The organism is Pseudomonas sp. Tav-5-1A (assembly GCF_055755055.1).
In genome coordinates, this window is record NZ_CM146901.1 from 2,522,820 (window position 1) to 2,541,956 (window position 19,137).

Here is a 19,137-nt window from a genome sequence, read left to right on the forward strand (position 1 = left end):
GCAAAAGGCCGTTAACCTAGCACATCGATAATGCGCCCGGCGATGTGCCCCACGTGGGTTTCCAGGGCGAAGTGGCCGGTGTCCAGCAGCTCGACGATCGCGTTGGGGTTGTCACGGGCGTAGGCCTGCGCGCCCGGCGGAATGAAGAACGGGTCGCCCTTGCCCCAGATCACCAGCGTGGGCAGGCGGGTGTCGCGGAAGAACTGCTGGAACGCCGGGTACAGGGTGAGGTTGTTGCGGTAGTCGTAGAACAGGTCCAGCTGGATGTCCTTGTTGCCCGGGCGCTCCATCAGCAGCGCGTCGAGGGTGTAGCTCTCGGGCGCGATCAGCTCGGGGTGGGGCACGCCTTCCTCGTACTGGTAGCGGGTGCCTTCAAGGTTCAGCACGTTGTCGTGCACCACCTGCCGGTGCTCGGCCGTGGGCTCGGCCCAGTAGCGGCGAATGGGCGCCCAGGCGTCGCCCAGGCCTTCGAGGTAGGCGTTGCCATTCTGCGACACCAGCCCGGTGACGCGCTCGGGGTGGGCCAGGGCCAGGCGCAGGCCGGTGGGCGCGCCGTAGTCGAAGATGTACATCGCGTACTGTTCAAGGCCCAGGGTGTCGACGAACGCGCCCAGGGTCAGGGCCAGGTTGTCGAAGCTGTAGACGTACCCGCGCGCCGCCGGCACCTGGGTGAAACCAAAGCCCGGCAGGTCGGGGGCGATGACCCGAAAGTGGCCAGCCAGCAGCGGGATCAGCTCGCGGAACTGGTGCGAGGATGTGGGGTAGCCGTGCAGCAGCAACAGCACCGGGGCGTCGGCGGCGCCGGCTTCGCGGTAGAACACACGCACGCCATCGGCGTCGGCATAGCGGTAGTGAACGGTCATGGTGGCGGCCTCATGTAACTGTTAATTACGATATTGGTGGTTACAGGTCTATTTGTTCATGCATTCTGTAACTAGTCAAATTGTTTTTATTGGTTACACTGTGGGCAAGACGAACGGAGACCGCACCATGACCGCAACCCTGCCAGCGCCGCTGGTGGTCGCCGACCACCCGGCCCTGGACCTGCTCAACACGCAAATGATGGTCGACGGCCAGCGCCGCGACCTGCTGACCAGCGCAGACGTGGCGCTGCAATGGCTGGAGGCCCTGGGCCTGGATGTGCCCGGTGCTGATACATCGGCTGAGCAGGCGCGGCTGCTGCTGGCGCTGAAACAGCTGCGCGACACCTTCGAACCGCTGCTCTATGCGCGGCTGGCCGGCCAGGCAGCCGACCCCGCGGCCCTGAACGCGCTGCTGCGCAAGGCCGTGGTGCAGCTGGTATGGAGGGAAGATGGCGGGGTGAGCCTGGACCGGGCCAGCGGCGACGACGCGGTCACCCGCTGCGTGAGCCAGCTGGCGCTGAGCGCCGCCGAGCTGCTGGCCGACGGCGATTTCAGCCTGGTGCGCCAGTGCGAGAGCAACGAGTGCACGCTGCTGTTCTACGACCGCACCAAGTCGCACAAGCGCCGCTGGTGCAGCATGGCCGCCTGCGGCAACCGTCACAAGGTGGCGGAATTCCGCAAGCGGCGGCAGGAAGCGGGCTTATGAAGCCAGCCTCAGAAGTCCAGCGTCAGCCCGGTGTACAGCGCGCGCCCGTCGCCGGGTGAGTGCAGCGGCGCCTGGGCGCCGTCCGGGTCGTACCACACGTACTCGTAGTAGCGGTTGGCGAGGTTCCTCAGCTGCACGTCCACGCTCAGGTGCTCGCTGAGCTTGTAGGTGGCGCCCAGGTTCAACAGCATGTAGCCGCCGAACTTGCCCTGGCGGTTGTCGTCCTCCAGGTAGTAGTCGCTCTGGCCGTTCACCCAGCCGTTCACGCTCAGCGCCGGGGTCAACTGGTAGCTGGCGCCGGCGTTGTAGACGTGGTGCGGCACGTGGTCGATCTCGTTGCCCTGGCTGTCGGGGTAGGTGGAGCCGGCCTTGAGGATTTTCGAGTACTGCCAGGAGTACGCCAGCCACGCCTGGGTGCGCTCGCCGGGGTGCAGGTTGAGCTGCAGGTCGTAGCCCCAGCGCCGGGTTTCGCCGATGTTGTCCGAGGCGCCGCTGGGGTCGTTCAAGCGGCGGCTGACCTCGCCGGACGCCTCTTGCTGCCAGTAGGCGATACGCCCGTCCAGCCAGGCCGTGGGAGTGAACTTCACCCCGGTCTCCCAACCGTCGTTGATCGACGGCGCCAGGTCGCTGGTCTGCGGCGGCACCTTGTAGCTGGACGAGCCGGTGCCCACCTGGAAGGTGCGGCCCCAGTTGGCGTACAGGCTGGCCACCGACCAGGGCGAATACACCACGCTGAGCTTGGGCTGCTTGATCAGGCCGTAGTCGTTCATGGTGTAGCTATTGCCCGTCAGCTCATCGGTGTAGTCGCCACTGAGCTTGTCGACGCGGTACGCGGGGATGATCTTCAGGCTGTCAGTGGGCTCGATGACGGTCTGCACGTAGGCGCCCAGGGTGTTGAAATCAAAATGCTGGTCGCGGGTCTGGGCGCTGCGCAGCCGTTCCACGGTGCTGTAGCGTTCGCTGACATTCTGCTGGCGCTGCACGTCCACGCCGCCTTCCACGGCCAGGGCGTGCAGCACGTCCACCTGCGGGCGCCAGGTCAGGGTGGTCATGGCGCCGTACTGGGTTTCGTAGGCGTCGCGCTCCTGCTGGGTGCTGCTGCTCCAGTAGCGGGTCCAGCGGCGGTCGTCGAAGGTGTTGAGGTAGGCCTTGGCGGTCAGCGACAGGTCGTCGGCAAGGTCCGTGTCCAAGTGCAGGCTGGCGCTGTTCATGCGCCGGGTGCCCTGGTCGCTGTCGTTGTAGCTGTTGGTCATGGTGGGGTGGCTGTGGGCGTTGGCGCCGGTGAGGTAGCCGGGCTCGTCGGCCTGGCCTTCGTAGTGGCGCAGTATCAGGCCCAGGCGGTAGGCCGCGTCATCCGGGGTGTAGAACCACTTGCCGGCCACCGACACGCGGTCCTGGTCGGCGTGGTCGCGGTAGCCGTCGGCCTTCTGGTACGCCAGGAAGTAGTTCTGGGTCCAGTTGGCGCTCTCGATGCCCTTGGCCAGTTGCGTCTCGCGGGTGCCGTAGCTGCCATAGCGCACCCGCGCCTTGGTGTAGTCGCCACCGATGCGCGTGTTGATGTTGACGTTGCCGGCGATGTTGTCCAGGCCGTAGCGCGGGTCGCTGGTGCCGCGCACCACTTCGATGCTGTCGATGTCCAGCGGGAAGACCATGTCCAGGAAGGGCATGTTGCCGTCGTTGCTGTTGCTGGGAATGCCGTCGATCAGCAGCTTCACGGCGTTCACTTCGCCTTCGCCGTTGAAGCCGCGGAAGGAGATCTTGCCGGACGTGGTGCCCTGGTTGAACTCGGTGAGCTCCACGCCGGGCAGGCGGCTGAACAGTTCCCAGCTGTAGGCGACGGGCATTTTTTCCACCACGTCGCCCCCCAGTATATCCACCGAGCTGAGCACGCTGCTGGTGGACAGGGGCCCGGTTTGGGCGCTGTTGACTGTGACGGTGCCCAGGGTCAGGGTCGAGTCCTGGGCGGTGCCGGCGAAGGCGTGGGCGCAGGTGAAGGCGCCGGTGAGCAGCAGGCAGGTGGTGCAGGCGCGGGCAGGCCGCGCGGGGTGAAGGTTGCGCTGAAAAGCCATGGTTCACGGTTCCTGGTGAGCCAAGTAAAAGTCGTGCACGGGCGCGCAGGCCCTTGGCGGGCTGCGGTGTGCGGAGCAGATGAGGGGGTACCGCTCAGGTCAGCGGGGAGGCGCGCGGGTTGAGGCTGGGCCAGCGATAACGGGGCGTTACGCTGGGCACCGTGGGTTGCAGCACCGGGCCCTGGACCACATAGCGCGGCAGGGGCGCGCGCCAGTGGCTGGCGGGCGGCCCGGCCAGGCCGCTGGCACCACAGCAACAGCAGTCGCCGTGGTGCATCTTGTGCGGGTGCGGGTCCAGCACGTCCACCAGGCGGCGAATGTCGTCGTGCATGGCCGCCATGCCCGGCATGCCGCAGTGCTCGGCCGGCATGCCTTCCATCGCCTGCATCTGCTGGGCATGCAGGGGCATGGCCAACAGATTGACCAGCACGGCAAAACAGGCAAGCCAGTGACTGAAGCGGCGGGTAACGCTCATGCGCGGTTCCGATAACGGGGCGCGCAGTGTAGCAGCAACGGTCTTTGTGGGAGCTGGCTTGCCAGCGAGCTTTTATGGTCCCAAGAGCTCGCTGGCAAGCCAGCTCCCACAGGATGTAGCGGCCGCAGGCCGCGTCCCAGACGCCGCGGTGCGTCAGGCCCGAGGCTGCGCAACCCAGGCCTGCACGGACGGTCGCTGCCACTGCCTCTGGGCATAACGCTTCAGAGCCGGCGGCACCTCGTCACCGTTCAAAATCAGGCGGTTCAGCATCAGCGCCAGATCGGTGTCGGCGATCGACCACTCACCGAACAGGTGCTCGCGCCCGTCGCCCAGCAGGGCTCCGGCGGCAGCGAACAACTTGTCCCGGCCGGCTTCGGCTTCCGCAGACAAGCGCGCTGCCTTCTGGCCGCAGAACACCACCAGCGTGGAGCGCTCCTGGCGGATGGCCGCCAAATCGCTGCGCAGCCACGCCTGCACCTGCCGCGCCCGGGCACGCGCCTCCAGGGCCTGCGGGTAGACCGGGCGGTCTGAATACAGTTCGTCCAGGTATTCGCAGATGGCCGAGGATTCCGACAGGGCGAAATCGCCGTTCACCAGGGTCGGCACGCGGCGGGTCAGGGACAAGCCGGCGTAGGGCGTGGCGTGTTGCTCAAGCGCGTCCAGGTCAACCGGGTGCACCTCGAACGGCAGGCCTTTTTCCGTCAGCGTGACGAACACGGACATGGCATAGGGGCTGGTGAACTGGGCATCGACATACAGGCGAAGACTCACGGCACGGCTCCTTGATTAGTGGGTGAAGGGGCAGCGTACGGGACGGGCGGCGGGAAATGAAATGAGGGGTTTTCATGGGGGCATTCCGGGGGGGAATTGGGGGGAGGAACCAGTTCTCCGTCAAAGATCGGAAAAGTCCTACCGCAAGCACAGGCCATTCCGTAGAGCCTTTGTATAAACATATGCGTTGAATCCCGCCTATGAAGCGGATATACAATGTATCAACATAAGAGGTGAAGAAATGGAGGCGGTCATGGATGTCAAAATCCAGCAATGGGGTAACAGTGCCGGGCTTCGAGTACCGGCAACCGTGCTCAAGCAACTGGGGATCAGCATGGGCGATACTTTGAGCCTGGATATTCTGGACGGCAATATTGTGTTGACCCCAGCCTCGAAGAAGCCCCGCTATACGCTCGCAGAACTGCTGGATCAGTGCGATAGCACGGCTCCCGAAACAGAGGGTATGGCTGATTGGCATGCCCTGCCGCCTGTAGGGCGCGAAGTATGAGACGCGGCAAGATTGATCGCGGGGACATCATTCGTATCACCTTCAACCCCACCTCTGGTTGGGAGCAGCAAGGCGACTCACGGCCCGCCATGGTGTTGTCCCCGGCTGCATTCAATGCGCTGGGCCTGGCGCTGGTGGCACCCATCACCCAAGGAGGAAATTTCTCCCGGGATGCAGGCTTCGCGGTGCCGTTGACGGGAAGCGGCTGTGAGACCCAGGGCGCGGTGTTGGTCAATCAGATTCGTTCAATGGACCTTGAGGCCCGCCAAGCCAAGCGAATCGAAAAGGCGCCGCAAGCGGTGGTAGACGATGCATTGGCCAGGGTTCAGGCCCTGTTGGAATAAGCCACCTGTAGCAGCGGCCGCCAGGCCGCGTCCGGGATACACACCGCTCTCCCGCCCCCCACCCGTAGCCGCTGCCGCAGGCTGCGCTGGCCCTCAGCCACGCTGCAAACCTTCAGCGTACGCCGGGCCCAGCGCAGCCTGGCGGCAGCGGCTACGCTTCAATTCCACCGCGCCCACCACCGCTCTTTCGGCCTTGCCCCTTCCCTGGGTAGCACCCCGGGCATGTCCCGCAACCGCACCCACGGCTCATCGCGCCAATACATCACGCGCAGCGGCTCGCCGCGCCAACTCATGGCCGTCACCGACGGTTGCTCGCAAGGTTCGCCATGGCGCAGCGCGGGAATCACCTCGTGCACCAGCCAGTGGCGTATGCCGCGGTTTTCGGGGATCTGGTTGCGCACGATCAGGGTCAGGGCCCCGCATTCACTCACCAGCAGGTGCTTGCCCCACTGGCCGTCGGCCTTCACCCAGGTGTCGCGGTGCTGGTCGCGTTCCAGGCGGTGCAGGCGGCGTTCGGGGTAGGGCAGCCCCAGCAGGCGGCCCAGGTCTTTGACGCAGAACCAGGCCTGGCCTTCGATCATCAGCGCGCGAAGCGGCCGTTGGTGGCGGAAAAACGTTGTGGCGGTGAACGCGTCCATGGCGATAGCTCCAGGGGGCCAGCGCTGCCACGGGGCGGAAGATGGTGGGTGGCAGCTGCGCGCAGGTTGACGAACCGGTCACGACCGGCAGGCCCGAAGGCCTCCCGCACGCAGCTGCCATAAGGCTTATTTTAGGCATTTTGCGCTCCAATAAGCATTATGGTGCTGCGGGTTTCGTGAATCGGGTCGTCAAACCCGGTCTTCGTTGTTTGAAGACGGTGCGAAGGGTATCGGTGCCTCGGGGCAGTGACAACCGTGAGGATGTAAGGGGAAATTGCGTAGCCGGTGAACGCCGCCTCAACCCGCCGCCAACCGCCCCCGCGCCTGCCACACCCCACCTGCCGCCGTACACACGAACACCCCGGCCGCTATCGATAGCGCCACCGGCAAGCCCACGCTGGACGCCTGCATCAACCCGCCACTGACCACCGGCCCCAGCACGCTGCCCAGGCCGAACAGCAAGCCGGCGCCCGCGTTAGCGGTCACCAGGTCCTGGCCGCGGAAGCGCTCGCCAATCAGCACGATGGCCAGGGTGTAGGTGCCGCCCGCCGCCGCGCCCAGCAGGAACAGCACCGGCCACAGCAGGCTGCCGGCGCCGATCAGCCACGCCAGGCTGGCGCCGATGGCCAGCACGCACACGCCGCAGGCCAGGTGCAGGGCGGCACGCGGCACGCGGTCGGCCAGCCAGCCCAGGGGCAGCTGCAGGCACATGTCGCCCAGCAGGATGACGCTGACCATCAGCGCCGCCTCGGCCGGGGCGATGCCGTTGTCGCTGGCGTACACCGGGAAAAGCGCCAGCACCACGCTGTCGAAGAATGAGAAGAACAGCACGCCCATGCACAGCGTCGGCGCCAGGCGCAGGAAGCCGGCCAGGGAGAAACTGCGGGCGGTGTCTGCTTCGCTGGCGGCGGGGTCGCTGCTGTCCAGGCCCAGCAAGGCCAACCAGGCCAGCACCAGGCTCACGCTGGCGGTGACGATCACCGCCGGGCCGTCGGTGCCCAGCAGCGAGATCAGCAACGGGCCGAGCATCTGGCTGCCGGTGTAGGCGGTGGTGTACACGGCGATGGACTGGCCGCGGCGCTGGTCGCTGCTCAGTTCATTGATCCAGGCCTCACTGAGGATGATCACCAGGCCCATGCCCAGCCCCATGCCCAGGCGCAGCGCGGCCAGGCTGTACAGCGAATGGCGCGCCGGTTCCAGCAGCGCCACGCTGGCCAGGCACAGGGCCAGGCAGGCCTGGAATAGCTGGCGGCGGTGGAAGCGCCGGGCCAGCCGCGCGCACAAGCTGGCGGCCAGCATCATGCCCACGGCGGGCAGGGCCGAGAGCATGCCGATTTGCGCGGCACTGGCGCCGCCTTCCAGCAGGCGCAGGGCGGTGAGGGGCGCGGTGGCGCCCAGGCAGATGCCGGTCACGGCGGCGACGAACAACAGTACAGGCAGGGTCAGGCGATTCATGGGTGGTCCACGCAGGCAAATCAACCGCGCGCGCAAACCGTCGGGCACGCGCGCGCAACCGGGCGAGCCGCTGCCGTCAGGCACAGGGGCTGGCCGTGGGGATCAGGCGTGGCGGGGCGGGGAGAAGGTGAACGCGAACAGCACGCTGCGGCGGCGGCTCAGGCCGGCGTCGGTGGGGCAGAGTGGCAGTGCCTGGAAAGGGTGGTGGGCACGAAGCATGTGCAAGGCAGTCCGCTGAAACAGGCGGCTACTCTAGGCCAGGCCTGGCCGAACGGTCAACTGTTTGGCCCTGGCGTGGTCCAAGGGGTAACCTTGTTCTTCCTTCTGGCCTGTTCATTCCCATGCTGAAAAATCTCTGGTACGTGGTGCTGCCTTCGGCGCAGCTGACTGATGGCCTGGCGCCGGTGCAACTGCTGGGCCAGCCGTTCGTGGCCTTCCGTGACGAGGCCGGGGTGGCGCGGCTGCTGTCCGATATCTGCGTGCACCGCGGCGGCTCGCTGTCGGCGGGCAGCAAGGTCGGCGCCAGCGTGCAGTGCCCTTACCACGGCTGGCGCTTCGGCGCCGATGGCCGCTGCACGCACATTCCGGCGCAGCCCGAGGCGCGCATTCCGCTCAAGGCGCGGGTGGACGCCTACCCGACCCTTGAACGCCATGGCTGGGTCTGGGCCTTCATCGGCGACCTGCCCGAGGCCGAACGGCCGCCACTGCCGGCGCTGGACTGGGTCGACGACCCCAACGTGCGCGTGGTCTCCGGGCATTTCGACTGGGACGCCAGCTGGGACCGGGTCATGGAAAACGGCCTGGATTTTGCCCACGCGCCGTTCGTGCACGGGTCCACCTTCGGCGACCCCGACCACCCGCAAATCGCCGCCTTCGAGGTGCAACGCCAGGCCTGGAGCGGCCACGCCCACATGGTCATGCGCCGCCCGGTGCGCAAGGGTTGGCTGCGGCGCCGGCCCACGGGCGAGCACGTGGACGTCACCACCGTGCCCGGCTTCCACTTCTCCGGCCCCTGCGCCACCCTGGAGCTGGCGCCGCGCGCGGGCTGGCGCATCCATATCGTCTCCGCCCACGTGCCGGTGGCCGCCAACCGCACGCGCACCTGGTGGATGATGGGCCGCACCTTCCTGCGCTCGCCGCTGTTCGACCGCCGCACCATCGCCAGCAACCTGCGCATCTTCGAGCAGGACCACGAAGTGTTGCGCAAGGTGCGCCCCGAACGCGTGCCCGACACCTGGCAGCAGGAGGTGTCGGTGAAGTCCGACGGCCTGCAGATCGCCTTCCGCCAGCGCCTGCGCGAGCTGGAACAGCGCGGCTGGCGCATCGACGAGGCGCGCCTGGCCCGTGAGTTCACCGGCCGCACCGCCTGCGTGGTGCCCAGCCCGGCGCGGCGCGAGGGCGGGGCCTGGGCCATCGAGGAAATCCCGCTGCTGGACGTCACCGCCCCGCGTTCATGATTGTCCTGCGCGCCGCGCTGCAGTAAGGTCGCCGCCGCGCACGGGGCGACGACGAATGAAGGTAGCAAGATGATCGAGTGGCTGATGTACCTGGTGCTGGGCGCCGCCATGGGCACCCTGGGCGGGATTTTCGGCATCGGCGGCGGGCTGATCGCCATTCCGGTGCTGGCGCTGTTCTTCAACCTCGACCAGCAGCTGGCCCAGGGCACGGCGCTGGTGATGGTGGTGCCGAACATTCTGCTGGCCATGTGGCGCTACCACCAGCGCACGCCCATCAACTTCTTCCAGGCGCTGCCGCTGGCGGCCGGCGGGCTGGTGTGCGCAGGGCTTGCCTCGATGATTGCCGTGGGCCTGGACCCCAATGCCATGCGCATCGGCTTTGCCGTGTTCATGCTGGTGCTGGCCGCCTACAACTACGCGCAGATGTTCCTGCCCAAGGCCGCCGGCAGCGGCGAGGTGCGCGCCCGCTGGCCGGCACTGCTGGCCCTGGGCGGCGGCAGCGGGGTGCTGGGCGGTTTCTTCGGCGTCGGCGGCTCGGTGCTGGCCACGCCGGTGCTCACCAGCGTGTTCGGCGCCAGCCAAGTGGTGGCCCAGGCACTGTCCCTGGCGTTGGCAGCGCCCAGCACCGGCATCACCCTGGTCACCTACGCGCTGCACCATCATGTGAACTGGTTGATGGGCATTCCCATGGCGGTGGGCGGGCTGGTTAGCGTCAGCTGGGGCGTGAAAGTCGCCTACCGCTTGCCCGAGCGCACCCTGCGCACGCTGTTCTGCCTGTTCCTGGTGCTGTGTGCCGGCTTGCTGGCATTGAAACACTAGGCAGCGCGGCCCGGCTCTTCGGCAACTGTGCAGAAACTGCGGAGCTTTCGCCCCCACCCTTGTCAGATGGATAGCCGGCAAGGCTAAATCAGCGGCCGCGCCTTTACCTGACCTTCAAGGAACTGCCCGTTGTCTTCCACCTCCACCACGGAAACCGCCGCCACGGCCTCCACCTCACCGCGCTTCTGGCTGCTGGCCTCGCTGCTGGTGGCCATGGTGCTGGCGGCCCTCGACCAGAGCATCGTCGCCACCGCGCTGCCGGTGATCGCCAGTGAAATGAAAGGCATCGAGGGCATGAGCTGGGTGGTGACGCTGTTCATGCTCACCAGCACCATCGGCGCGCCGCTGTACGGCAAGCTCTCGGACCAGTACGGCCAGCGGCCGCTGTTCCTGATCAGCATCGGCGTATTCGTCGGCGCCTCGCTGCTGTGCGGGCTGGCCACCAGCATGACCCAGCTCATTGCCTTCCGCGGCCTGCAGGGGCTGGGCGCCGGTGGCTTGATGACCTTGTCCCAGGTGGTGATCGGCAGCGTGGTCAAGCCGTCCGAGCGGGGGCGCTATCAGGGGCTGTTCTCGGCAGCCTTCGCCGTCAGCGCCGCGGCGGGCCCGCTGCTGGGCGGCTTCATCACCACCCAGTGGAGCTGGCGCTGGGTGTTCCTGATCAACATTCCCCTGGGCGCGCTGGCCATCGCCGGGCTGATGATCAACCTGCCGGCCATCAAGCGCCAAGCCGATGTGAAGGTCGACTACCGTGGCGCGGCGGTGCTGTGCGTGGCCACCTCGGCGCTGCTGTTGCTCACCCATTCCTTCTCCCTGGCCGGCCAGGCGGACAGTTTCAGCACCTGGGCCCTGGGCCTGCTGGCGTTCTTCGGCTTCGCCCTGCTGTACCGCGTGGAGCACAAGGCGCCGGAGCCGATCATCGACCCGCGTCTGTTCGCCAACCGCCGCTACTCCATCGCCATTGCCGCCATGGCGGCCATGGCCTTCGCCATGATGGGCTCGCTGGTGTTCATGCCGCTGTACTACCAGGCCGTGCTGCACCAGACGCCAACCGAGTCGGGCATCATGACCCTGCCGCAGGTGGTGATGATGGTCATCAGCTCGTTCATCGGCGGCGCCATCTCCACCCGCAAGCAGAACCACGTGGTGCTGCTGTTGCTGGGCGTGGGCCTGGAAGCGGTGGGCCTGTTCATGCTGCTGATCTTTGCCCAGCACAAACTGGGCGCCGGCTACTTCCTGCTGGCCATGGGCGTGCTGGGCTCGGGCATGGGCATCGGCATGCCCAACGCCACGGTCATCGTGCAGAACGCCGTGCCGTTGAAGGTGATGGGCGCGGCCACGGCGGGGCTGTCGTTCTGCCGCTCCCTGGGGGCTGCGCTGGGCGTGGCCGTGGCCGGCGGCATCATGAGCTACACCCTGCGCCGGGAACTGGCAGAGCTGCCGGCGGCGCTGCAAGGCATGTCGCTGACCTTGCCCCAGGGGCTGGGTGCGGCGGCGGGGGCGGATGTGGCCCAGCTGACCGAGCTGTACCGCACGGCAATCAGCGCCAGCCTGTTGGCGGGCGGCGCGGTAATGACGGTGGCGTGGCTGTTGGTGCTTAGCCTGGTGCTTTCCCGCGCAACCACAACCCCACCCCCGTGACGCGGCCTGGCGGCCGCTGCTACGGGCGGACCGCGGTTTGTATCATTGAAAATCGCACCTGCCGGTAATGGTTGGGCGCTGCGACCAATGCGTCACTTCGATAGTCGAATACCCGGCCGTTGACCTTGATCGTGATGCTGTCCTGGCCCTGTTCCGCTTTAACGGCATCATCATCAGCCACCAGGAACGCAGAGGCCTGGGCAAGCTTTTCCAACGTCGCTGCGTCATCCCCCGCGTCCTGCTGCACGTAGTATCGATAGCTGAAGCCGGTGGTCGCGCCTCCACGGTTGTCGCGTGCGCCGTAGAGGAAGGTGCTGTCGCCCAACGGCTGCTTGACCACCAGTTTGTCCAAATGCGGGGCGGTGGGGCGGGTGAGCCATTGCCAGGCGAGGGTGGCGAGCGCCAGCACCAGTAGGACATTGGCAGCGCGTTGCAGGTTTGAACTAGAAGTTTTTCCACTTGGCATACGCAATCCCTTGTTTGATGCAAAGCTGGTCTTGAAGATCATCACCGTACGGCGCGTTGCCCCACCAATGACCCAAGTCGGGATTGGAGGTGCCAGCACGACTCTGCGCAAAACCGGCGGCGCGCAGAAGGACGGTTTCGGAAAAACCGGCGGCCGTTCCGGTGGCGCCATAGTTGAAGTTGCCGAATGCTTCATAATCCCGAGATAGCTGCTTGTAGTCCCACGGCCCCTTATTGCGGACCTGATTGTAGAACCACGAGTAGAGGAAAGCCGAACCGGGCTTCAATACCTGTTTTTTCTGGGCGGCGATGTACAGGTTGGCATCAATGGAAACGCCACGAGGTGATGGGGGAATACGCATGTATCGTCCTGATATGCAGTGCGGCCCGGCATTTTACACGGCGTTTACGCTATCGGATCCTCGGTATGAATAATCAGATAATTCCTACAGATTTTTCGCATACCTATACCCCGTAGCTGCTGCCGCAGGCTGCGTCCGGCCCCTATGCGGTGTCCCCCCAAACGGCGGCGCCCATGACGCGGCCTGCGGCGGATGGCAGCCCCGCCGCAGCTACATCCTTTGGGAGCTGGCTTGCCAGCGAGCTGTTGGGGCCATAAAAGCTCGCTGGCAAGCCAGCTCCCACAGGTAGTGCCATTGCACCCGGTTGCGTCGCCGCTGCCGCAAAGCGGATGTAGGGGTTGCCTCGCGCCGACCAATCCGGGTAAGGTCCGCCCGCCGCTGCATCAGCGGCCCGGGATTGGCGTTCCGGAAAGGAGAAACAACTGAAAAAGCTTGAATGGCTTTCTCGTCGTATTGTTTCGTGAGGATTCTTCCGTGAAATCTGCAACCCAATCGCCAGCCCTTGCCCGCATTCAAAATATCGTTCTACTGCTCGAAAATCTTGATTCTGATTGCTTGAGGGGCGGTGCCGTGCATGCGCTTCTGCTTGAGCAATTGTGCAATTTGCGCGAAGAGTATGTTTCGCACGCCGAAGTACGTTCCCTTGGTTACGTGAAACTGAACGCCGAAGAAAAAACGCTGGTAGAAAACCTGCGCTGGACCCGCCACAAAGGGCGCGACAAGGTGTACCGCCTGGCCGAACAAATGCGCCTGCAAAAGCCCTGGTAACCCACCGCGTAGCAGCTGCCGCAGGCTGCGTCCGGCCCCGCCGCGGTGTATCTGGTAAACGCTGGCGCCCCTGACGCGGCCTGGCGGCCGCTGCTACAGGTGTTGCGATTGTCCCCGGGCAACTCAGGGCGGTGTGGTATCCAGTTCGCACCGCTTCAGGAGCTCCACGTCTGTGCCGCTCCCGGGCCGCCAATCGATGTTGCCGTTAGCATCCAGGTAGACGTGGGTACCTCGTAGCGTCGGGGTGATGCTGATGCAGTGTCCTGGATCTTTATTGTTCCACCATCCAAACTCCATGAAGAACCCGTCGTCAGGAAACAGATATCCAGACCCGAAAGATCCACCGCCAGGTTCCATCTGCCCTCTGTAGATGCGGTGCTGCACATTCCACACATACCACTGTTCGTCTTTGGCGTCCTCATGGTAGTGGATGGTGGCCGAGGGCGTTAACCAGAGCCAGAGATAAAGAGCACCGGCAGCGATGATGGGGATTAACAACCACTTAGCCCAGCGTGGTTGCAAATTATCTGCAGGGTTGCTCATCGCATAGTTGACCCCATGAATGTGCTAGACGCAGGCATGAGCCTTAATCCCGCTGCCCCATTGATTTGGTGGAATGGCAAGTACCTCTTCCATGATGATTCGCCCGCTGATATTGCCTCGCGGATATTGACGTGCAAGCTTTACACCGATACTGATGGAAACTCGATCAGCAACGTCATCCCAGGATCTCAAATCAGTCCATTTATCGGCTGTCGGGTGAGGCCCTGGCATTTTCCATCTCTCCTCCTCGGTGGTAACCATCTCTTCAGCTTTTCTGTACAGGTCTGACGCTATCTGCTCGAGCCCTGCACCATCAAGCAAAATACTTTCGGAGAACCCTGCGATGATGCCGATGTAGCCATAGTGAATATTTGACCAGATGTCATAGAAATAGCTATAGGCTCCTTGTTTGTGCCAGACGCTGGAGAACAACGCTTGTAGCTTCGGTTTATGATCCCACGGCCTGTTTTGCCCCACGCGTTCCGTCCATATAGCGAATGCCCTGGCTTTTTTGCCGATGGCAAGTGAATGGAATTGTGGTGGGTGCCCCATCTTCAAGTGGTAAGGGAGAGCGTTATACTTTTTGAACTCATCGTCTGCTGAAAAATTGTTCAGGCTTTGCATTTTCAACACCGAGGGATGGGAGATATTTTGATTCATTTCTCCCGATATGTAGGTGGCTAAGTCGGCCATTTGGTCAGGGTGTTTGCATTCTCGGGAGTTAACAGTCGAGAATGAACGCTGGTCGGGATGTGAGATGGTCTGGTTTGGTGTTGCGGCATGGGGTGGGAGAGAAGGGGGCGCAGCGTGCCATACTCGCGGGGCTGTTTCATACGTACTGTCGCTGTGGTAGGTAGCGGAGATTACGGATGGTATGAATCGAGCACGGCATGGGCAGGTGCTGACGCTGTCCAAGGTGCCAGCTACTAATTTGCCATGGCTGCTCATATAAGAAACGCCGCCGCTAACTTGATAGGTTTTACCGTCTTTGCCGCATGAAACGGCATCGCCCTCCCTTGCGTGTAGAAGCCCGTGCATGACAACACTATCGCTCCCATTTAATACTTGGCCGCCGCATGTGGTCTTGTCTCCCGCGCCAACGAAATAGCCTGTGCTCATTGGATGTCCTTTTTATTTTGGTTTGCCAGCTGTCGAAAGTTTATAAATTTGGGTGTTGGCGGTGCGGCAGAAAGTCTTCGGGTATCGCAACGTTTCGTCGCACCAATAAGCATCCACAGTTTTGTGGAGTGTTAATGATTTCATCTGAGTTACAGCATTGACTACCTACCAAGGCTGCTCCGTCGAATTTAATCCCCCTGCCCGTAGTGATTCGTGTCTTGCTACCGTCTCCGTAGACAACCCAATCGCCGACTTTTGCGACATTTGCGAATTCGCCGTTCGCTAACCTGATCTTCATTGTGGATGAGCCTGCGGTGATCACACCGCCGTCACGCGTTTGGCTGCCTTCGACAGCCAGTCGATAAATTCCGATAACAGGATGGTCGCGTTCGTACGCGTCCCTGCTTTCCAGTATTGCTAGTGCTTCCATACAGAAGGTCAAGCGTTGTTCTTCAGTGAAAATAGAGGTCCTGTGGTTTTTGGTGAAATCAATGGGTAATTCATTCGTGTAATACATTTTTACATTATTCATTCTGTATCACTGTCTGGATGAGTGTTTGCGAACTGATAGCCGACGTACGCCTCGGGCGGTACAGGCTGAGGTTGAAACTAACAGAGGTTTTCTGGCGGTGTCGTGCGGGGAGTGGTGATCGGGAGGTGTCCTTCAAGAAAAGAATCCTTTTCCTACAGAAATTGCCTCTTGCGGAGTGCAAAGGAATGAATTTCTGCGCGAGACATGCTCGGGGTAATGGAAGTTGGATTGGGTGGGTTTAGCTAATAGACGAGCGTTCAGGCTTGGGCAGCCCGGCTGAGCGGCACTTGAAGGTGCGGAGCGTTACAGGATTTTTAGCATTGCCACTGAGTATCCTGGCAGAAACGGCACATGAGCAGCATCCTCACGCATCGCGCAACAAATCCTCCGCATCCAGCAACCTGAACAATATCTCCGGCTTTTGCACCAACGCCCGCCGTATTGCCGCCGGTATCGCCTCGCGCGTTTTGCGGCACAGCCCTGGCTGTTCGTCGAATTCGATCAGCAAGCCGCGCGCGCTGCGCACTTCGTTGTGGCTGGGGCGGATGCGCACGCGGATGCCCAGCAACTCGTGCATGCGCCCGCACAGGCGCTGCAGGTCTTCGAAGCTTTGCAGGCTTTCCAGGCGCTCGAGCAGTTTGCGTTCCTCGAAGCGGGTGAGTTGCAGGATGCGCAGGTCGGCGCCGGGGTCGGCCAGCAGCTGGCCGTGCCCGCAGTTGCAGGCGGCCGGGGGGCAGGGCTGGCGGATCGGGATGGGGCTGGTCATGGCTCCAGCATAGCGGCTTGCACAAAACTGCGGAATGCTTGCTTCATCGTCCGGTTATAGCACGTCGGTCCAATAAACCGAGGCCTGCACTGCTAGAGTTCTAGACTTGCAAATCGTACTGCCCGGCCAACGTAGCCCGGCAGGCGCCACCGTGATCGCTGTAATGAGGAAACACCATGCACACCTTGACCATCAATGGGCAGGCGCATGACGTCGACGTGCCCGACGACATGCCCCTGCTGTGGGTACTGCGCGATGTGCTGGGCATGACCGGCACCAAGTACGGCTGCGGCATCGCCCAGTGCGGCGTGTGCACGGTGCACCTGGACGGCCAGGCGGTGCGTTCCTGCGTGCTGCCGGTGAGCGCAGTGCAAGGCCATGCCATCACTACCATCGAGGGCGTCGGCGAGACGCCGGTGGGCGCGCAGTTGCAGCAGGCCTGGCTTGAGCACGAAGTGGTGCAGTGCGGCTACTGCCAGCCGGGGCAGATCATGGCCGCGGCGGCGTTGCTGCACAACCACCCCAAGGCGGACGACGAGCAGATCGTCACGGCGATGAGCGGCAACCTGTGCCGCTGCGCCACCTACACGCGCATTCGTGCCGCGATCAAAAGCGTCAGCCAGGCCTGAGGGTAACCCCATGAACTCTGCAAAATTCCCCGGCCCCGACCTGTCGCGCCGTGGCCTGCTCAAGGGCAGCGCGCTGACCCTGGGCGGCCTGGTGCTCAGCACCTGGCTGCCACCGCTGGTGGCCCGCTCCGCCGCGGCTGAAGCGGTGGCGCCCGGGCGCCCCGGTGCCACCCAGTTCGAAGGCTTCGGCGCCTTTGTGCAGATCGGCGAGGACGGCCGCGTGCGCGTCATTTCGCCAAAGATCGAGATGGGCCAGGGCGCCCAGACCGGCATCGCGATGATGGTCGCCGAAGAGCTGGAAGTGGGCCTGGAACAGGTGCAGATCCAGGAAGCGCCGCCCAATGGCGCGCTGTACACCGACACTATCCTGCAGTTCCAGGCCACCGGCGGTTCGTCGTCCACGCGCTACACCTGGGAGCCGCTGCGCAAGGCCGGCGCCACCGCGCGCATCCTGTTGACCCAGGCCGCCGCCATTCGCTGGAAGGTCGCGCCCAGCCAGTGCCGCGCCGAACACGGCCAGATCCACGGCCCCCAAGGCCAGGTGGCCGGTTACGGCGAGCTGGCCAACGCCGCCGCACAACTGCCGCTGCCCACCGACGTGCCGCTCAAGGCCATCGGCGACTTCAAGCTGCTGGGCACCCCGGCCCGGCGCCTCGACACCCCCGACAAGGTCACCGGCAAGGCGCAGTTCACCATCGACCTGCACGTGCCGGGCATGCGCATCGCCTCGACCCTGACCTGCCCGGTGCACGGCGGCACGCTGAAAGCGCTGGACGAAGGCGACGCGCGCAAGGTGCCCGGCGTGCATGACATCATTAAGCTGAGCAACGCCGTGGCCGTTATCGGCGACCACTTCTGGGCCTGCCAGCAAGGCCTCAAGGCCCTGCGCATCGACTGGGACTACGGCCCTAACGGCGAAGGCCATTCGGCGCTGCTGGACAAGGCCTTGCTGGACGCCAGCGGCCGCGACGGCGTGGTCGCCCACACCAGTGGCGACATCGCCCAGGCCCTGGGCGCGGCCAGCAGCCGCTTCGAAGCGGTGTACCAGCAGCCGTTCCTTTCGCACTCGCCGCTGGAGCCCATGGGCTGCGTGGCCCACGTGCGCGCCGACGCCTGCGAGCTGTGGGTGGGTACCCAGGCGCCGGTGTTCGCGCAGATGGGCGCGGCGAAAATCAGCGGCTTGCCCCAGGAGAAAGTGATCATCCACAACCAGCTCATCGGCGGCGCCTTTGGCCGCCGGCTGGAGTCGGACTTCATCTTCCAGGCCGTGGACATCGCCCGCCAGGTCGACTACCCGATCAAGCTGGTGTGGAGCCGTGAAGAGGACATGACCCACGACCTGTACCGCCCGCACTACGTGGACCGCATCAACGCCGCGCTGGACGACGACGGCCGGCCCCAGGGCTGGGACCACCGCATTGCCGGGGCCTCGGTGATCGCCGCCTTCGTCGGTGCGTTGCCGCCCAGTGGCGTCGATGCCGACGCGGTGGAGGTGGCCATCGAGCCCATCTACCAGCTGCCGCACCTGCAGGTGCGCTACATCCGCGAAGACCCGAAAACCATCCCCGTGTCGTGGTGGCGCGGGGTAGGGCCGCTGCGCAGCACCTATGTGCTGGAGTCGTTCGTGGACGAGCTGGCGCACCGCGCCAAGGCCGACCCGGTGGCCTACCGCGCGGGGCTGATCAGCACGCAGCCGCGGGCGCTGGCGGTGCTCAAGCGCGCCGCCGAGCTGAGCGACTGGCACACGCCGTTGCCCAAGGGGCAGGGGCGCGGCATTGCCGTGACCGCCGTGTTCGGCAGCTTCATCGCCACCGTGGTCGAGCTGGAAATGCAGGGTGAGCGCGCCATCAAGATCAAGCGCCTGGTGTCGGTGATCGACTGCGGCTTCGTCAACAACCCCACCTCGGTGACCTCGCAGGTGGAGGGCGGCACGCTGTTCGGCCTGTCGGCGGCGCTGTTCAACGAGATCCTGGTGGAAAACGGCCGGGTGCAGCAGAACAACTTCAACGCCTACCGGCAGATCCGCATGAGCGACGCGCCGCCGGTTGAAGTGCACCTGATGCCCAGCCTGGAAAGCCCCGGTGGCGTCGGCGAGACCGGCGCGGTGCCGGTGGCGGCGGCCCTGGTCAACGCCTTGCACGCAGCGTCCAACGCCCGCGTGCGCCGCTTGCCCCTGAGCCGTTCCGGCTACTACACCGTTTGAGGAT

21 protein-coding genes are annotated in these 19,137 nt (G+C 64.5%); 9 read left to right on the forward strand and 12 right to left on the reverse strand.

The window, feature by feature from the left end:
* Window positions 1-11 precede the first annotated feature (11 nt).
* Entirely contained in the window at window positions 12-863 is an 852-nt protein-coding gene (locus AC0J42_RS11540) for an alpha/beta fold hydrolase (protein ID WP_473006227.1), read from the reverse strand.
* Between the two features lie 127 nt (window positions 864-990).
* On the opposite strand from AC0J42_RS11540, the gene AC0J42_RS11545 reads away from it, so the two are divergent.
* The gene (locus AC0J42_RS11545) at window positions 991-1,569 is read left to right on the forward strand and encodes a CGNR zinc finger domain-containing protein (protein WP_473006228.1); all 579 of its coding nucleotides are present in this window, start codon (window positions 991-993) and stop codon (window positions 1,567-1,569) included.
* Between the two features lie 8 nt (window positions 1,570-1,577).
* Here the strand turns inward: AC0J42_RS11545 and AC0J42_RS11550 are convergent, their stop codons facing one another.
* From AC0J42_RS11550 to yfcF, 3 genes are all read right to left on the reverse strand, one after another.
* Window positions 1,578-3,638 carry a TonB-dependent receptor gene (locus tag AC0J42_RS11550; RefSeq protein ID WP_473006229.1) on the reverse strand — a complete coding sequence of 687 codons (2,061 nt, stop codon included), beginning with the start codon at window positions 3,636-3,638 and terminating at the stop codon, window positions 1,578-1,580.
* A gap of 94 nt (window positions 3,639-3,732) precedes the next feature.
* On the reverse strand, window positions 3,733-4,113 hold the full coding sequence (locus AC0J42_RS11555; RefSeq protein ID WP_473006230.1) for a DUF2946 domain-containing protein: 381 nt from the start codon (window positions 4,111-4,113) through the stop codon (window positions 3,733-3,735).
* A gap of 153 nt (window positions 4,114-4,266) precedes the next feature.
* Window positions 4,267-4,836, reverse strand: coding sequence for a glutathione transferase (gene yfcF / locus AC0J42_RS11560; RefSeq protein WP_473006846.1), 570 nt, complete (start codon window positions 4,834-4,836; stop codon window positions 4,267-4,269).
* 301 nt (window positions 4,837-5,137) lie between these two features.
* Here yfcF and AC0J42_RS11565 point away from each other — a divergent pair, with 301 nt between their 5' ends.
* Together AC0J42_RS11565 and AC0J42_RS11570 are read left to right on the forward strand one after the other, a co-directional pair.
* The gene (locus AC0J42_RS11565) at window positions 5,138-5,392 is read left to right on the forward strand and encodes an AbrB/MazE/SpoVT family DNA-binding domain-containing protein (protein WP_416423687.1); all 255 of its coding nucleotides are present in this window, start codon (window positions 5,138-5,140) and stop codon (window positions 5,390-5,392) included.
* Window positions 5,389-5,736, forward strand: a complete 348-nt coding sequence (locus AC0J42_RS11570; RefSeq protein WP_473006231.1) for a type II toxin-antitoxin system ChpB family toxin — start codon at window positions 5,389-5,391, stop codon at window positions 5,734-5,736. The genes AC0J42_RS11565 and AC0J42_RS11570 overlap by 4 nt, the downstream gene beginning before the upstream one ends.
* Window positions 5,737-5,894: 158 nt before the next feature.
* Here AC0J42_RS11570 and AC0J42_RS11575 read toward each other — a convergent pair whose 3' ends face one another.
* Together AC0J42_RS11575 and AC0J42_RS11580 are read right to left on the reverse strand one after the other, a co-directional pair.
* Window positions 5,895-6,374, reverse strand: a complete 480-nt coding sequence (locus AC0J42_RS11575; protein ID WP_473006232.1) for a BRO-N domain-containing protein — start codon at window positions 6,372-6,374, stop codon at window positions 5,895-5,897.
* A gap of 297 nt (window positions 6,375-6,671) precedes the next feature.
* Complete coding sequence (locus tag AC0J42_RS11580) at window positions 6,672-7,829, reverse strand: MFS transporter (RefSeq protein WP_473006233.1); 1,158 nt, start codon at window positions 7,827-7,829, stop codon at window positions 6,672-6,674.
* Between the two features lie 341 nt (window positions 7,830-8,170).
* Between AC0J42_RS11580 and AC0J42_RS11585 the strand changes: the two genes are divergently transcribed.
* The 3 genes from AC0J42_RS11585 to AC0J42_RS11595 all read left to right on the forward strand — a co-directional run bounded on the left by AC0J42_RS11585 (window position 8,171) and on the right by AC0J42_RS11595 (window position 11,746).
* A complete protein-coding gene (locus AC0J42_RS11585; protein WP_473006234.1) occupies window positions 8,171-9,286 on the forward strand; it encodes an aromatic ring-hydroxylating dioxygenase subunit alpha in 1,116 nt (371 codons plus the stop codon).
* 69 nt (window positions 9,287-9,355) lie between these two features.
* Window positions 9,356-10,105, forward strand: a complete 750-nt coding sequence (locus tag AC0J42_RS11590; protein WP_473006235.1) for a sulfite exporter TauE/SafE family protein — start codon at window positions 9,356-9,358, stop codon at window positions 10,103-10,105.
* Between the two features lie 129 nt (window positions 10,106-10,234).
* Window positions 10,235-11,746 (forward strand): DHA2 family efflux MFS transporter permease subunit, encoded by a 1,512-nt coding sequence (locus AC0J42_RS11595; protein WP_473006236.1) that lies wholly within the window; start codon window positions 10,235-10,237, stop codon window positions 11,744-11,746.
* Window positions 11,747-11,765: 19 nt separating this feature from the next.
* Here AC0J42_RS11595 and AC0J42_RS11600 read toward each other — a convergent pair whose 3' ends face one another.
* Both AC0J42_RS11600 and AC0J42_RS11605 read right to left on the reverse strand, forming a co-directional pair.
* A complete protein-coding gene (locus AC0J42_RS11600; RefSeq protein ID WP_473006237.1) occupies window positions 11,766-12,254 on the reverse strand; it encodes a hypothetical protein in 489 nt (162 codons plus the stop codon).
* Window positions 12,190-12,573, reverse strand: coding sequence for a polymorphic toxin type 44 domain-containing protein (locus AC0J42_RS11605; protein WP_473006238.1), 384 nt, complete (start codon window positions 12,571-12,573; stop codon window positions 12,190-12,192). Before AC0J42_RS11605 ends, AC0J42_RS11600 begins: the two co-directional genes overlap by 65 nt.
* A gap of 474 nt (window positions 12,574-13,047) precedes the next feature.
* On the opposite strand from AC0J42_RS11605, the gene AC0J42_RS11610 reads away from it, so the two are divergent.
* Entirely contained in the window at window positions 13,048-13,341 is a 294-nt protein-coding gene (locus tag AC0J42_RS11610) for a hypothetical protein (protein WP_473006239.1), read from the forward strand.
* 123 nt (window positions 13,342-13,464) lie between these two features.
* Here AC0J42_RS11610 and AC0J42_RS11615 read toward each other — a convergent pair whose 3' ends face one another.
* The 4 genes from AC0J42_RS11615 to AC0J42_RS11630 all read right to left on the reverse strand — a co-directional run bounded on the left by AC0J42_RS11615 (window position 13,465) and on the right by AC0J42_RS11630 (window position 16,301).
* Window positions 13,465-13,884: a hypothetical protein gene (locus tag AC0J42_RS11615; protein WP_473006240.1), complete on the reverse strand. Its 420-nt coding sequence runs from the start codon at window positions 13,882-13,884 to the stop codon at window positions 13,465-13,467.
* Window positions 13,885-13,908: 24 nt separating this feature from the next.
* Window positions 13,909-15,003: a polymorphic toxin type 44 domain-containing protein gene (locus tag AC0J42_RS11620; protein WP_473006242.1), complete on the reverse strand. Its 1,095-nt coding sequence runs from the start codon at window positions 15,001-15,003 to the stop codon at window positions 13,909-13,911.
* Between the two features lie 40 nt (window positions 15,004-15,043).
* Window positions 15,044-15,535, reverse strand: coding sequence for a PAAR domain-containing protein (locus AC0J42_RS11625; RefSeq protein ID WP_473006243.1), 492 nt, complete (start codon window positions 15,533-15,535; stop codon window positions 15,044-15,046).
* Between the two features lie 364 nt (window positions 15,536-15,899).
* Complete coding sequence (locus AC0J42_RS11630) at window positions 15,900-16,301, reverse strand: hypothetical protein (protein ID WP_473006244.1); 402 nt, start codon at window positions 16,299-16,301, stop codon at window positions 15,900-15,902.
* Between the two features lie 176 nt (window positions 16,302-16,477).
* Between AC0J42_RS11630 and AC0J42_RS11635 the strand changes: the two genes are divergently transcribed.
* A complete protein-coding gene (locus AC0J42_RS11635; protein WP_416423700.1) occupies window positions 16,478-16,930 on the forward strand; it encodes a (2Fe-2S)-binding protein in 453 nt (150 codons plus the stop codon).
* A 10-nt stretch (window positions 16,931-16,940) separates the two neighbouring features.
* A complete protein-coding gene (locus AC0J42_RS11640; RefSeq protein ID WP_473006245.1) occupies window positions 16,941-19,133 on the forward strand; it encodes a xanthine dehydrogenase family protein molybdopterin-binding subunit in 2,193 nt (730 codons plus the stop codon).
* The last annotated feature ends 4 nt before the right edge of the window (window positions 19,134-19,137 follow it).